The organism is Aeromonas sp. QDB20, from assembly GCF_027707805.1.
In the GTDB taxonomy this organism is placed as follows: Bacteria; Pseudomonadota; Gammaproteobacteria; order Enterobacterales; family Aeromonadaceae; genus Aeromonas; species Aeromonas dhakensis.
Map to the genome: position 1 here is coordinate 161,189 of NZ_JAPCJC010000005.1, position 13,485 is coordinate 174,673.

The window sequence follows — 13,485 nt, forward strand, 5'->3', positions numbered from 1 at the left end:
CCAAGTGGAGGCGTTTTTTATGGGGCAGGATCAGGATGACGACAAAGAGATTTCACAGATCAAATTTTATTTCCCAATAAGTTTCCTATCCTTAGTGAAGCAGTTAATGTAAGCACAGGATCCCAAACAGGATTGCATGATGGATGACCAAATCCTGATTATTGACGATGACGATCTGCCCCTTCTCGACGACCAGCAGGCTGGATGGAAGGTGATGATTGTGGACGATGAGCCCGAAGTGCATCGCATCACCAAGATCACCCTGAGCAAGTTTGAATTCGATAATAGACCCATTGAATTTTTGCATGCTTATTCAGCCGCTCAGGCCAAGGAGCTGCTCGCCAAGACCCCGGACGTGGCCTTGCTGCTGCTGGACGTGGTCATGGAGGTCGATCACGCCGGTCTCGATGTGGTCAAATTCGTGCGCGAGGATCTGCAAAACAAGATGGTGCGCATCGTGCTGCGTACCGGTCAACCGGGCCAGGCCCCGGAAGATGACGTGGTCAGCAACTACGACATCAACGACTACAAGGACAAGACCGAGCTCACCTCCCAGAAGCTGCGCACCCTGCTGCGAGCCAGCCTGCGCTCCTATCGCGACATCCGTACTCTCGAGAGCAACCGCCAGGGGCTGGAAAAGGTCATCGAGGCCTCCAAGGGGATCTTCGAGAAGCGGGCACTGCGGCAGTTTGTCGAAGGGGCCCAGGAGCAGCTCAGTGCCCTGCTCAATCTGGAAGATTCACATATCTATGATGTGAAGCAGTATGCCTACGAGGTACGGGATCAGATCCTGGAACCTCTGCTGCCGGGCCATCCGTCGCTGCGTCTGGCCGACGCTCCCGTCATCCTGCGTCAGGCCATGAACAATCGCGCCAACGTCTATGACGGCAACCAGATGGTGCTCTACTGCCAGAATCCACGCCATCATCTGCTGTTTCACATCGAGACCACTCGCCAGCTCAGCCAGATGGATACGGGCCTGCTCAGCCTGTTCACCGAAAACATCATAGTGGCGCTGGAGAACATCCGACTCAACGAGGTCATCGCCGACAACCAGCGCGAGATCATCTACCGCATTGGCGAACTGGTGGAGACCCGCTCCAAGGAGTCCGGCCTGCACGTCAAGCGGGTCGCCCTCTATACCGAGCTGTTCTGCCAGTTGCTGGGCATGAGCGAGGAGCAGAGCGAGCTCATCAAGCGCGCCTCTCCGCTGCACGACATCGGCAAGGTGGGCATTCCGGATGCCATCCTGCACAAACCGGGCAAGCTGACCCCGGAGGAGTGGGAGATCATGAAGACCCACGCCCAGCTGGGGCAGGACATGCTCTCCGGCAGCGATCTGGCGCTGTTCCAGATTGGTGCCACCATCGCCGGCAACCACCACGAAAAGTGGAACGGCAGCGGCTATCCCCGTGGCCTCAAGGGCGATGCCATTCCGCTGGAAGGGCGGGTGGTGGCGCTGGCCGACGTGTTCGATGCACTCGGCTCGGATCGCTGCTACAAGAAGGCCTGGCCGCTGGACAAGGTACTGGCGCTGATCCAGGAGGAGAAAGGCCAGCACTTCGACCCCCAGCTGGTGGAGCTGATGCTGGCCAACCTCGATAAATTCCTCGAGATCCGCGAACAGCACAAGGATATCTACGTCGGGGAACATTGAGCTGGATGGGTTGTTCAACCACCCCAATAATCTGCCCATATAGAAAAAGCCGCCCTGACAGGCGGCTTTTTACTGCTTCCAGCATTCCCCTCGCCTACTGTTCGGGCAGGTTGAGATCCAGCTTGGCCTCCGGCTTGGCGCTCTCGCTCTCGGCTTTTTGCGATGCCATGGCTTTTTTCAGCGCCCGCCGCTTTTGCAGCACGATGAAGCCCACGCCGCCGAGCAGGAGCAGCAATAATATGCCAGCGCCACCCAGCAGCCAGACCAGCCAGCCGCCGCTCTCCTTTTCCTCGAATTTGACCTGGCTCGGAATTGCCGCCGAGGCTTCTGACGCGGCAGAGGCGGCCGATGGCGGCGTTGCCAGCACCGGGAAGATATTGAAGGATTTGACTGGCAGGCTCACCTGAATTTCGCGGCCCAGCCGGGTTGTGCCAAACAGGGTGGCCGTCACCTCATATTGGCCGACTTCCTTGATGGCAGAGAGATCCACCTCCACCTTGGGTTCGGTGGCCACCGCATTGAACGGCATGCTGGTCCCGACCGCGCTGGTCGCCTTGCCCTGGATCACCACGGAAGCGGGATCCAGTTCATCCACGTCGATCAGGAAGGAGAGCTTGGCCCCGAACTCCTGAGAGGGAGGCGCGAGGGAGTAACTGACAGGTAGCGGATAGATCAGCACATCCTGATAGCGGGCACGGGAGAAGACCTGATTGCCCGTGCTGTACATGGCCCGGTATTTCCCGGCAGGCACATCCAGCACCGCCTCGGCGGTCATGATGCCGTCGCCTGGTACCTCGTCGAGCCCCTTGCCATCGTCACGATAGTGACCGAGCACCTCATCGACCACCGGCTCCCCTTCCGGCTTGGCGTCATTGAAACGCTGCAGCCGTACCGTCATGCCGAGATCGGACAGGTAATAACCATCCTTGGGTGGCGCGTCGTCGATCAGCAGCCAGGATTTGAGCTTGACCTTCTCCCCCTGATAAAGCTGGGTCGGCAACAGATCGGTTTCCAGCTTGATGTTCGACAGCAGGCGCACCCGGTTGTCGGGGTCCACCTCGCCGATGGCCTGCCAGGGGCCCGGCATAGGGTTGCGGATGGTGATGAGATCCTGATCCTTGAGCGCCAGCCAGCCCACATCAGGCGGCGTCACCTTGCTCACATAGAGCTTGCTGCCATCGGGCCGCACCAGGATCACCGACGGAGTGCCCGGCTTGCGCGTCACGATGAAGGTGATCTCCTTCACCCCGTAATCGATGCGGAAGCGATTATCGAGCAGGGGGATGTCGGAGGGGGCAAATACCTCGTTGGCCCCAGCCGTCAGCGAGGCCAGCAGCAGCAGGCCGCCCCATAGCTTGCTCATTGCCGCCACAGGCAGGCTCCTCCCTTCTTCTGCACCAGATCCAGCCGCGCCTCGTGTACCGCCTCAACCTCGGCACTGGCCCGGATCACCTTGAGCGGCGGACGGTTGCTCTCCAGCCGCCGGATACTGGTGTCCTGGTTGCTTTCATTCTCATTGCTCTCGGTGGCTAGGTTCAGTTTGGTCTGGCCACCCGTCATCAACAGGTAGACGTCTGCCAGGATCTCCGCATCGAGCAAGGCCCCGTGCAGGGTACGGTGCGAGTTGTCGATACCGTAGCGATCGCACAGCACGTCCAGGTTGTTGCGCTTGCCCGGGAACAGGTCCCGCGCCATCGCCAGGGTATCCGTGATGCCGCAGATGTCGGCGGTCTTGAAGTTGAGGCCGAGCTTGCTGAACTCATAGTCCATGAAGCTCACGTCAAACGGTGCGTTGTGAGCAATCAGCTCGGCGCCGCGGATAAACTCGATGAACTCGTCGGCAATCTGGCTGAACGACGGCTTGTCACGCAAAAACTCGTCGGTGATGCCGTGCACCTGGATGGCTTCCGGGTCCACCAGCCGGTCCGGCTTGATGTAGACGTGGAAGTGGTTCCCGGTCAGCTTGCGGTTGATCACCTCCACACAGCCGATCTCGATGATCCGGTGTCCCAGATAGACGGGGCCACCGGCCGTGTTCATACCAGTGGTTTCAGTATCCAGAATGATCTGGCGATTCAGTTGGGGTGTGCTCATGATCCAATCTATGTCAAACTTCGGCTTTACCCGCTAGTTTACCCCAAGCCTCATGTTAAAACAGATTGATTTGTATACGGATGGTTCCTGCCTCGGCAACCCGGGCCCGGGTGGTTATGGTGCCGTCATGGTCTACGGCAAGCATCGCAAGGAGATCGCCGCCGGCTTTCGCCTCACTACCAACAACAGGATGGAGCTGATGGCCGCCATCATGGGGCTGCGCACCCTGAACGAGCCCTGCCAGGTTCGCCTCACCACCGACAGCCAGTATGTGCGCCAGGGGATCACCCAGTGGATCATCGGCTGGAAGAAGAAGGGATGGATGACCGCCAACCGTCAACCGGTCAAGAACGTCGATCTCTGGAAAGCGCTGGATGCGGAAGTCAGTCGCCACCAGATCGAGTGGCTCTGGGTCAAGGGGCACTCCGGACACCCGGAGAACGAGCGCTGCGATGAGCTGGCCCGCGAGGCCGCCAGCGGCAAACAGCTGGCCGAAGATACCGGCTATCAACCCTGACCACCTTCCCCGCTGGCACATAAGCCTGCCCGGCGGCTGACGACTAGCCGCCCTGGCGCGCCATCCCCGGCGTGGCGATGGAACCCGGCAGACGCCAGCGACGGCGCACCGGTGTCAGGGGGAAGCGCCGTTTGCGCGCCGCTATCACGTAGACAGATGCAAACGGCCGACAGTAATCCCGCCCCACACTCTCCCGCCACCAGCCAATCCGGCTCTGCCTGCCCATGAACGAATAGCCGAAGCGCTCGTCAAACATCACCTCGCAGCCGAGCAGCTGCAACCAGTCGGTGACCCGTGCCGGGGTGAACATGCGGGCGGACCAGGGCAGATGTTGACGCAGGAAAGGCAGGCAGTGGCCGATGCCGACCAGACTGAGCGGATTGTAGCCGCTGACGATGATCCAGCCATCGTCGGTCAGTACCCGCTCCGCCTCCCGCAGCACTTGGTGCGGGTCGGGCGAAAAATCGAGACAGTGGGCCAGCAGGCAGGCATCCACGCTGCCGGTGCGTACCGGCAAGGCCAGCGGATCCCCCTTGAGATCCAGCAGGCGACCGCCAGGGGCGACCCCTATCTGGTGGCGAATGGAGGAGCAACCGCAGGAGAGCTCGGCGCTCAGCGCGCCAACCTTCAGCAGATGATAACCAAACAGATGCGGACACCAGCTGTCGAGTCGCTCCTGGATCTCGGCCGCTACCCAGTCCCCCATGGGCAGTGCCGACCAGCTGGTCGGGATCTCGATTTGTTGTTCGGTACGTGCCACCTGCATAATAGGGCTCAACTTGGGGTTCGAACGCCATCCAGTTATATAAGATACCCTCCATAAAGAGAAGCAGACTCATGTATCCAGTGATCACAGTTCCAGCCTTTAACGACAACTACATCTGGTTGATCCGACACGAAAATCACTGCCTGGTCGTCGATCCGGGCGAGGCCGCTCCCGTGCTGGAACGGCTGGCCGTGCTGGAGCTGCAACTGGATGCCATCCTGCTCACCCACCACCATCACGACCATGTGGGCGGCGTGGGTGAGTTGCTGGAACATTTTCCCCATGCCCGCCTCTATGGCCCCAAGCTTGACCCCATGCCGGCGTACCACGGCCAGTGGCTCGATGACGGGGATCAGATCAACTGGCACGGCCTGAGCCTCGAGGTGATCCACGTGCCCGGTCACACCCACGGTCACATCGCCTACCACGGTCACGGCATGCTGTTTTGTGGCGACACCCTCTTCAGTGCCGGCTGCGGCCGCCTGTTCGAAGGGACCCCGGCCCAGATGTTCGGATCGTTGCAGCGCCTCGCCGCCCTGCCTGATGACACCCTCATTTATTGTGCCCACGAGTACACCCTCTCCAACCTGCGCTTCGCCCACGCTGTCGAGCCCGACAACCAGGCGATCCAGCAACAGATCGGGCTGATCAGCAAGCTGCGCCAGCAGGGCCTGCCGAGTCTCCCCTCACGGCTGGGGGATGAGAAGCGCTTCAATGTTTTTCTGCGTTGCGAACAGGATTCCGTGAAATTTTCTGCTGAGAAACATGCTCTGAAATGCGTGGAAAATCCGGTAGATACCTTCACGATCCTGCGCCAATGGAAGGATGTTTTTTGAACAAACCTTGATCAGGGGGCCATTGCCCCTTATGATGCGAGCTGTTTTTCCCAAAGATGACCTGAGCGAGATGAAGGTACGAACGGCCTTATTGGCGGCGCTGTTTCTCAGCGGCTGCCAAAACCTGAGCCATCAGGATGACCGGGCGCTAACGGCAATCGAGCCGATCAAGTCCCCCCAAGTCAACAAAAAAGCGTATAAAAAACATTCTGCGCGCTTCCTGTTCGGTGACGAACAGATCGACGAACTGGATGACACCGATAACCTGTGGGTGCGTATCAGCGATGATATGCAGTTTGATCCGCAGGAGAACGACCGTGTCCGCCAGCAGCGTGATTGGTTGTTGCGCAATGATAAGCATCTGGCGACCATTGCCAGCCGGGCTGAGCCCTACCTGTATCTGATGGTAGAGGAAATCGAACGGCGTGAGCTGCCAATGGAGCTTATTACCATTCCCATGATCGAGAGCATGTTCGATCCCCACGCCCGTTCCCGCAGCAATGCGGTGGGTCTGTGGCAGTTCGTTCCTGCGACCGGCAAGAACTTCGGCCTGCGCCACGACAACTGGTACGACGGCCGCCGCGATGTACTGGCCTCCACCAATGCCGCGCTGGATTATCTGGAGTACCTGAACCGTTTCTTCGACGGCGACTGGTTGCAGACGCTGGCCGCCTACAATGCCGGTGAAGGACGGGTGCGCAACGCCATCATCCGCAATCAGAAGGCTGGCCGACCGACCGACTACTGGTCGCTCGATCTGCCTCGCGAGACCCGGATGTACGTGCCCAAGATCTTGGCCATGGCTGACATGATCCGCAATGCGGACAAGTACAATGTCACCCTGCCGGTGCTGGCCAACAAACCGCAACTGCGGGTGGTCAACACGGGAGGTCAGATCGATCTGAACGTGGCAGCCCAGCTGGCGGGCCTGCGCCCGGCCCAGCTGAAAGAGGTCAATCCGGCGCTGACCCGCTGGTCGACCTCGCCCAAGGGCCCCTATCGCCTGCTGGTACCGGTTGAATATGCCGATACCCTGGAGCTGGCCCTGGCCGACCTGCCGCAGAGCGAGCGCATCCGCACCCGCTCCTATCAGGTTACCAGTGGCGACACCCTCTCCCGCATCGCCCAGAATCACGGGGTGAGCGTGCAGCAGATCAAGCTGGCCAACAACCTGCGCAGCAACAACCTGCGCCGTGGTCAGACCCTGATGATCCCGACCAGCGGCAGCAAACCGGTGGTCAGCCAGAGCGTCCAGAGCAAGCCACAGCAGCTCGCCAGCCGTGGCAGCGGCAAGATCCAGTACAAGGTACGGGCCGGCGACAATCTGTGGAGCATCAGCCAGGCACACGGGGTGACCCATGACGAGCTGGCCAAGTGGAACGGTCTCAACGCCAAATCGGCCCTGAAACCGGGCATGAAGCTGGTGGTCTGGCCCAAGCAGGGCAAGGGTGGCAACAAGTCCATGGTCTATCAGGTGCGCCGCGGCGATTCCCTCTCCTCCATCGCAGCCCGCTTTCAGGTCGCCGTGATGGACGTGATGCGCTGGAATCAGCTGGGCAAGAGCGATTATCTCAAGCCGGGTCAGGAGCTGACCCTGTTCGTGAAGAACAACAGCTGATCGTTCATCACTTCATAAAAAATACCCCGCCTGATGCGGGGTATTTTTTTATCTGGAGCAGGCCGCCGTAGCGGCCAATCAACAGGCTTAGGGGGTGATGGCCTGGGCCGCGAAACGGGCCACGATGGGATTGTGATCCGAGGCATCGGTCGCCGGGCTGCTCACTTCCACCAGATCCAGATTGCGGTAATAGAGGTGATCGAGCGGCCGGCCAAACGCGGTCCGGCGCAGATCCGGCATCGGGATCGCCTCCTGCAGCCCCAGATCGCTTACCAGCCGCTTCAGCCAGAACTCCCGCTTGTCGCTCCAGGTATTGAAATCCCCGGCCAGAATGACGGGCCCCTGGTGACGATGAATGAGGGCGGTCAGATCGTTGATCTGCTCGCGAAAGGTCGCCATCCCCAGCTCGAAGTTGACCGCATGCAGGTTGACCACCAGCACACCGTCAGGATCCCCCTGCAACGGGTAGAGGCTGACCAGACCGGATTTGGGGATGCGCAGCAGCGGCTCGGGGGAGCGCACGCCGCACACGAACGCCTGCGGAGTCTTGGCGACCGTCATCACGCCGAAGGAGACGCCGCCCTGAGTAAAGGCTTGCAATTGCTGCCACTGGAAATCACCGGCCTTGAGCCACGCCAGCATCTCGGGGCGGGTCGCCGACTCCTGCAACAGCACCAGATCCTGGGCCTTGGCATACTCGTCCAGTCCCTCGCGCCAGTTTTTGCGCTGACCCTTGTAGAGATTCCAGACGGTAATGCCAAACTCGCGGGGCAAGGCGGTGGAGGCCAGCGCCACCAGCGGCGGCTTCTGGCAGCTGGCGCCGGGAATGATGCCCTGCGCCGTGACCAGGTGATCCTGATCCGGCACCTCGAAACAGCCGACCAGTCCCAACGTCAGCAGCGACGTACCCAGAATGCGATAACTATTTTTCATTGGCTAACAACCACCTGCCTCTGCATTGTGTCATGACCATCCCAAACGTCATCGCTGCCGACTAGGCTCATAACTCGTGTCCGGCCCGGCTCATCCAGAAGGAATTCAACGATGGCGAGACAGCACCAGTACCGCGTGACGTTTTATGATCAACAAGGAAATTGTCATCAAGTGGAGCTTTCCACCGTCTATCAGATCAGACGGGATCCCCAGTGCGATCTCTGCCTGTTCGACACCCAGCAGTGCGTCGGCTCGGAAGAGATGCTGGAACGCATGATACGGCAAAAAACCGGGTTTGAGCAGGAAATATCCATCATCAATGCCCGGCTTATCTGACCCGGATCAGACCGGTACCGGGCGGGATTTTCCCTGTTCGTCGATGGCGACATAGGTGAAGATCCCCTCGGTGACGCAGTAGCGCTGGGCTTCGTTTTCACGCAGTACCGGCTTGACCCACACCTCCAGTTTCAGCCGCATGGAACTGCGACCAATCTTCAGGCAGCGCCCGTAGCAGCACACCACGTCTCCCACCTTGACCGGGCTGTGAAAGGTCATGCCCTCGACGGATACGGTACAAATACGTCCTTTTGCCAGCTCCTTGGCCATGATGCCCCCACCTATATCCATCTGGGACATGATCCAGCCCCCGAAGATATCGCCATTGGGGTTGGTATCGGCTGGCATTGCCAGGGTTCTCAACAACAGTTCCCCATCGGGGTGACGTCTTGTATCTACCATCATTACCGCTCTCTCTATATGGATGGCGGCATGATAGGGGGCGAGCTCCCCCTTGGCAAACCTCAATTGCCCGTCAAACGGCAGGCCCGACCAAGGAGCGGAGCCGCCTGTGCCCCACCGCCATACTCACACATAGCACCGGGTAGTATGCTCAGTGCCCCCGAGCTGCCAGCTCGGCAAACCAGTGCGCCGGATCGGGCCAGCGGTAGACAAACCCGCGCTGCTCGCAGATGCGCAGCCCCTCGACGGGAGCAAACCGGCCGACCGGCTCGATGAAGATCGGGGCCGGCAGGCCCAGCTGGCGCGCGGCAAAGGGATAGAACTGCTCCCGGCGCGGGTGCACTGGCGCACTCAGGTTGTAGGCATCCCCATCCTTGCCCTGTTTCAGCAGCAGCAGGCAGGCGGCCACCACATCATCCAGATGCACCAGGTTCACCGCCTGGCCGCCCCCCTCCAGGGTCTTGCCCGCCAGGAAACGGCCGGGATGGCGCTCTGGCCCGTAGAGCCCGGCCGGGCGCAGCACCATGGAGCATGCAATGCCGGCCCCCATCGCCGCCTGCTCGGCGGCCAGCATCCGCATTCCGCGCTCGTGGGCAGGCATGGGGTGTTCATCCTCCCCCTGCCCCGGCGCCCAGACCGAGGTGGCGCTCACGAACAGCAACCGCTGCACGCCGGCCCCCTTAGCCAATTCAGCCACCCGCGCGATGGCGGTCGGATAATCCTCGACCTTGCTCGGCGGCACGCAGATCACCAGCTCGCGGCAGCGAAACGGCAGGACCGCCAGCCCGGAGCCCAGTTGCAGCGGCCAGGCCTTCACCCCCTCTGCTGTCAGCTGCGCGGCTTTTTCGGCCGAGCTGACCGTCACCGCCACCTGGCGGCCCTCGGCCTGCAGCGCCCGGGCCAGCGGCAGTCCCAGCCAGCCTGCCCCCACGATCCCGGTCTGGTATTCACGCTCTGTTGTCATGACAAAATCCTGGCAAAAAAAAACGGCCATCCATGATGACCGTCGAAAGTAACGAAGGAAATAGCTGGATTAACCAGTTACCTCCCACAGCGGGAAAATCGGGAGCGTAGGCTCCTAATTCGTGGGGCCTATGCTAGTGGCAGGCAGTCCAAAAAGCTTTGAAGCGGATCACAGTTGAAAAGGATTTCTGAAAACGCTTTCAATTTTTCTGCAAAATTCGGGAGCGACATTGGCCCGTTCAGGGCCAATGTCGACCACTCAGGCGACGGATTCCCGTCTCACCAACTCGGCCTCGAACTTGAGCTCCAGCCCCTCGGCCGGCTTGTGATCCAGCAGGCTCAGCGCCAGCTCGGCGGCCCGGCCGCCCATCTCCTCGATGGGGTAACGCACCGTGGTGAGCTTGGGATAGATGTAGCGGGCATAGGGAATGTCATCGAAGCCCACCACCGAAATCTGCTGCGGGATCTTGTAACCGCGCTCCAGCAGGCAAGAGATGGCCCCCGCCACCATGGCGTCGTTGAAGCCGAGCACGGCGGTAAACTCAACCCCCCGATCCAGCAGCTCGCCCATCGCCACGTAGCCACCGTTCTCGTCGGCAAAGGCGCGGCCGATGAGGGCAGGATCAAGAGCGATGCCGGCCCGCTGCAGGGCGTGGTGATACCCGGCCATCCGTTGCTGGCCATCGACGAACTCTTCATCGTCCGAGGTGACGAAGGCAATCTTGCGATGACCTGCATCCAGCAAGTGCTGGCAGGCGGTGGTGATGCCGGCCTGGTTGTCCAGCCAGACGCAGCGATCTTCGGCGCCCGGCACCTGGCGGTTGATGAAGACCACTGGGGTGCTACCCGCCACCAGCTCGCTCAGCTCCTCGTCGGGCAACGCCTTGCTGTGCAGGATCAGCGCATCGCACTGGCGCTGCAGCAGCGCCTGGATGGCGTGACGCTCGCGCACCTCGTCGTGATTGCCGGACATGACGATGGTGAACTTGTCCGCCTTGTCCACCACGCTCTCGATGCCGCGCATCATCTGGGCGAAGAAGGGGCCACCACACAGATCCCCCACCAGCACGCCGATGCAGTTGGAGCGCTTGCTGACCAGCGCCTGAGCAAAACTGTTGGGACGAAAATTCAGTTCCTTCATGGCCGCCAATACGGCCTCACGCTTTTCTGGTGCCACCTGCGCCGTGTTGTTGATGACTCGCGACACAGTTGAAATGGACACATTAGCCAACCGGGAAACGTCTTTAATCGTTGCCACTATCAATTCCTTTGTTGGGGAAGCCTGTCTGTGTTGAACGGGCGATTATAACGAACCTGCCAGACCAAGAGAGGGCGCCCGATCACCTGGCAGGTTTCCTTTTGTAACAAAACCTTATGGGATAATAACCATTTTGGGGAAGGAATGGGAATCCGGCTGCCGCCAGGGCGGCAGCCGTCTCAATAAGCGTGACTCAGCTCGCGCTCGGACATGAAGCGCAGTGGCTGCTGCAGCTTGTGCTGATAGATGAGGTCGAACGACAGCACGTTCTGCACATAGTTGCGCGTCTCCTTGTAGGGAATGCTCTCGACCCAGACATCCATCGGCTTGTCCGCACTCTGATCGCGCCAGCGTTTGACCCGGCCGGGGCCGGCGTTGTAGGCCGCCGCCGCCAGGATCCGGTTGCCGTCATACACATCCAGCAGCCGCTTGAGATAGGCGCTGCCAAGGCGGATGTTCATGGCGGGATCAAACAGCTGCTGCTCGTTGCGATAGGGCACCCCCAGCTTGCTGGCCGTCTCCTTGGCGGTAGTCGGCATCAGCTGCATCAGCCCTCTCGCCCCCACCGGCGACTGCGCCAGCGGGTAGAGGGCGCTCTCCTGGCGGGAGATGGCGTAGAGCAGACTGGTGTTCATGGTTCGCTCCTGCGCCATCTGGGAGAAGGTGTGCTTGAGCGGCAGCGGGAAGCGCAAGTCGAGGGCATCCCAGGCCTCGGCCCGGATGCTGGCCAGAATGGCCAACTCGTGCCAGCCCTGATTGAGGGCGATGTGACCAAACTCGAGGCGCTGGGCCACCGGGTTGCGATCCATGTTGTGGATCCACTCCGCCCGCGCCGCCGTGATCTCGTTCATGTCGAGCAACTCGCGCACCCGCAGCAGGAAGGGCCAGCGGCGACTGGCGGTGCGCCAGTCCGGCACCTTGTGCGCCACGCTCTGGTTCTTCATCCGATAGGGCACGCCGGTGCGCTGCGCCGCCATGAAGCCGTAGAAGCCGCGCAGATTGGCGGTCTCCAGATAGAGATCCCGCGCCGGCTTCTGCTGGCCCTGCACTTCCAGCGAGCGCGCCAGCCAGTAGCGCCAGCGATCTTCCTTCTGCAGGCCCATGGGCATGCGCTTGACCCAACCGGAGAGCCCTTTCCAGTCCTGCTCCCAGATAGCGAGCCTAGCCCGCAGCTCCAGCAGATCCGGGTCGGCCTGGCGCACTACCGTTGCATCCAGCCAGCTGCGCTGGGCGGTGGAGCGATCCAGCAGCAGCCGTCTGGCCACCGCCCGTTCCACCGGTTTGAGCTCGGCCGCGCTCAGTGCAAAACGCGAGCGCAGATAGCCGAGCTGCCCCAACACCGCCTCCGGCTGCTGGTTGGCATAGCGGGCCAGTCCCAGCAGCAGCAACTTCCGGGAAGGGGCTGCGTTAGTGAAATAGGTCGTGTTCATCGCCTTGGCGGGCTGCTCGAACAGGGTGATCATCTGATCCCCATAGGCCTTCATGCCGCTACCGAGCTGGGCGCCGAGGTGGCGGATGAGATTAGGGTTCTCCGCCTCGAAGGCCAAGGTCATGCGGGTCCAGATCTTCTCCTGGGTGCGCAAGCCCGCCTGCTGCCAGAGCTGGAACAGGGGATCGCAGGCATCGGGACGGGACTGCCCGCTCAGCCAGAGCTTGCCCGCCTCCTGCAGCGCCTGGCTCTGCTGACCGGTGTAGTAGCGCGCCTGATAGTGCATGCAGAGCAGATCGGTGGAGTTCGGCTTGGCCGGGTAGAAGCGCAGGAACTGGGACCACTGCTGGCTCTGGGCCAGATAGGTGAGGTAGCTGCGCTCCAGCCGGTTGGACTGGGGGGTATCGCCGTGCTCGCGGATGAAGCGGGTCACGTCGCCATAGTCCGCGGCCCCGGGCCGGAAGGCCAGCTGGTAGTAGTCGAGATAGGGCAGCAGCGGATAATGGGTCAAACGGGCACGAATTTGCTGAAAACGGGCCTGATCGTCGGCCCGCACCGCGTCATAAGCCTGGCGATAGAGAGATTGTTCCAGGGTCTGCGCCGCCACCTGCGTCAGCAGCCCCGGCACGCACAGCGCCGATAAAATGATTCCCTGCACGGCTTTCACGAGAGACGT

Annotated in this window: 13 protein-coding genes; 5 read left to right on the forward strand and 8 right to left on the reverse strand. The window is 61.1% G+C overall.

Annotation, left to right across the window (positions count from 1 at the left end; all coding sequences use genetic code 11):
* Positions 1-139 precede the first annotated feature (139 nt).
* Positions 140-1,657 carry an HD domain-containing phosphohydrolase gene (locus PG897_RS08150; protein WP_005299285.1) on the forward strand — a complete coding sequence of 506 codons (1,518 nt, stop codon included), beginning with the start codon at positions 140-142 and terminating at the stop codon, positions 1,655-1,657.
* 94 nt (positions 1,658-1,751) lie between these two features.
* On the opposite strand, the gene PG897_RS08155 is transcribed toward PG897_RS08150, so the two are convergent.
* Complete coding sequence (locus tag PG897_RS08155; RefSeq protein WP_024942820.1) at positions 1,752-3,020, reverse strand: TIGR03503 family protein; 1,269 nt, start codon at positions 3,018-3,020, stop codon at positions 1,752-1,754.
* Complete coding sequence (gene dnaQ, locus PG897_RS08160; protein WP_005299278.1) at positions 3,017-3,751, reverse strand: DNA polymerase III subunit epsilon; 735 nt, start codon at positions 3,749-3,751, stop codon at positions 3,017-3,019. Before dnaQ ends, PG897_RS08155 begins: the two co-directional genes overlap by 4 nt.
* Before the next feature lie 52 nt (positions 3,752-3,803).
* On the opposite strand from dnaQ, the gene rnhA reads away from it, so the two are divergent.
* On the forward strand, positions 3,804-4,268 hold the full coding sequence (rnhA, locus tag PG897_RS08165; protein WP_005299276.1) for a ribonuclease HI: 465 nt from the start codon (positions 3,804-3,806) through the stop codon (positions 4,266-4,268).
* Between the two features lie 43 nt (positions 4,269-4,311).
* Here rnhA and PG897_RS08170 read toward each other — a convergent pair whose 3' ends face one another.
* Positions 4,312-5,034, reverse strand: coding sequence for a methyltransferase domain-containing protein (locus tag PG897_RS08170; protein WP_005299274.1), 723 nt, complete (start codon positions 5,032-5,034; stop codon positions 4,312-4,314).
* 71 nt (positions 5,035-5,105) lie between these two features.
* Between PG897_RS08170 and gloB the strand changes: the two genes are divergently transcribed.
* Together gloB and PG897_RS08180 are read left to right on the forward strand one after the other, a co-directional pair.
* On the forward strand, positions 5,106-5,870 hold the full coding sequence (gene gloB, locus PG897_RS08175) for a hydroxyacylglutathione hydrolase (protein WP_024942821.1): 765 nt from the start codon (positions 5,106-5,108) through the stop codon (positions 5,868-5,870).
* A gap of 70 nt (positions 5,871-5,940) precedes the next feature.
* A complete protein-coding gene (locus tag PG897_RS08180) occupies positions 5,941-7,488 on the forward strand; it encodes a lytic transglycosylase (RefSeq protein WP_017779259.1) in 1,548 nt (515 codons plus the stop codon).
* An 87-nt stretch (positions 7,489-7,575) separates the two neighbouring features.
* Here the strand turns inward: PG897_RS08180 and PG897_RS08185 are convergent, their stop codons facing one another.
* Positions 7,576-8,421: an endonuclease/exonuclease/phosphatase family protein gene (locus tag PG897_RS08185; protein ID WP_010634455.1), complete on the reverse strand. Its 846-nt coding sequence runs from the start codon at positions 8,419-8,421 to the stop codon at positions 7,576-7,578.
* A gap of 111 nt (positions 8,422-8,532) precedes the next feature.
* Between PG897_RS08185 and PG897_RS08190 the strand changes: the two genes are divergently transcribed.
* Complete coding sequence (locus PG897_RS08190) at positions 8,533-8,757, forward strand: hypothetical protein (protein ID WP_005299261.1); 225 nt, start codon at positions 8,533-8,535, stop codon at positions 8,755-8,757.
* 6 nt (positions 8,758-8,763) lie between these two features.
* On the opposite strand, the gene yciA is transcribed toward PG897_RS08190, so the two are convergent.
* From yciA to PG897_RS08210, 4 genes are all read right to left on the reverse strand, one after another.
* Entirely contained in the window at positions 8,764-9,162 is a 399-nt protein-coding gene (gene yciA, locus PG897_RS08195) for an acyl-CoA thioester hydrolase YciA (protein ID WP_024942822.1), read from the reverse strand.
* Positions 9,163-9,310: 148 nt separating this feature from the next.
* Positions 9,311-10,123 (reverse strand): NAD-dependent epimerase/dehydratase family protein, encoded by an 813-nt coding sequence (locus PG897_RS08200; RefSeq protein WP_024942823.1) that lies wholly within the window; start codon positions 10,121-10,123, stop codon positions 9,311-9,313.
* A 258-nt stretch (positions 10,124-10,381) separates the two neighbouring features.
* Positions 10,382-11,380 (reverse strand): LacI family DNA-binding transcriptional regulator, encoded by a 999-nt coding sequence (locus PG897_RS08205; protein WP_005299251.1) that lies wholly within the window; start codon positions 11,378-11,380, stop codon positions 10,382-10,384.
* A gap of 179 nt (positions 11,381-11,559) precedes the next feature.
* Positions 11,560-13,476: a transglycosylase SLT domain-containing protein gene (locus PG897_RS08210; RefSeq protein ID WP_024942824.1), complete on the reverse strand. Its 1,917-nt coding sequence runs from the start codon at positions 13,474-13,476 to the stop codon at positions 11,560-11,562.
* Positions 13,477-13,485: the final 9 nt, after the last annotated feature.

What these genes read in the sequence shown, in the direction of transcription:
- PG897_RS08150 (WP_005299285.1), top strand. Translation starts at nt 140, where the DNA reads ATGGATGACCAAATCCTGATTATTGACGATGACGATCTGCCCCTTCTC.
- PG897_RS08155 (WP_024942820.1), bottom strand. Translation starts at nt 3,020, where the DNA reads ATGAGCAAGCTATGGGGCGGCCTGCTGCTGCTGGCCTCGCTGACGGCT.
- dnaQ (WP_005299278.1), bottom strand. Translation starts at nt 3,751, where the DNA reads ATGAGCACACCCCAACTGAATCGCCAGATCATTCTGGATACTGAAACC.
- rnhA (WP_005299276.1), top strand. Translation starts at nt 3,804, where the DNA reads ATGTTAAAACAGATTGATTTGTATACGGATGGTTCCTGCCTCGGCAAC.
- PG897_RS08170 (WP_005299274.1), bottom strand. Translation starts at nt 5,034, where the DNA reads ATGCAGGTGGCACGTACCGAACAACAAATCGAGATCCCGACCAGCTGG.
- gloB (WP_024942821.1), top strand. Translation starts at nt 5,106, where the DNA reads ATGTATCCAGTGATCACAGTTCCAGCCTTTAACGACAACTACATCTGG.
- PG897_RS08180 (WP_017779259.1), top strand. Translation starts at nt 5,941, where the DNA reads ATGAAGGTACGAACGGCCTTATTGGCGGCGCTGTTTCTCAGCGGCTGC.
- PG897_RS08185 (WP_010634455.1), bottom strand. Translation starts at nt 8,421, where the DNA reads ATGAAAAATAGTTATCGCATTCTGGGTACGTCGCTGCTGACGTTGGGA.
- PG897_RS08190 (WP_005299261.1), top strand. Translation starts at nt 8,533, where the DNA reads ATGGCGAGACAGCACCAGTACCGCGTGACGTTTTATGATCAACAAGGA.
- yciA (WP_024942822.1), bottom strand. Translation starts at nt 9,162, where the DNA reads ATGATGGTAGATACAAGACGTCACCCCGATGGGGAACTGTTGTTGAGA.
- PG897_RS08200 (WP_024942823.1), bottom strand. Translation starts at nt 10,123, where the DNA reads ATGACAACAGAGCGTGAATACCAGACCGGGATCGTGGGGGCAGGCTGG.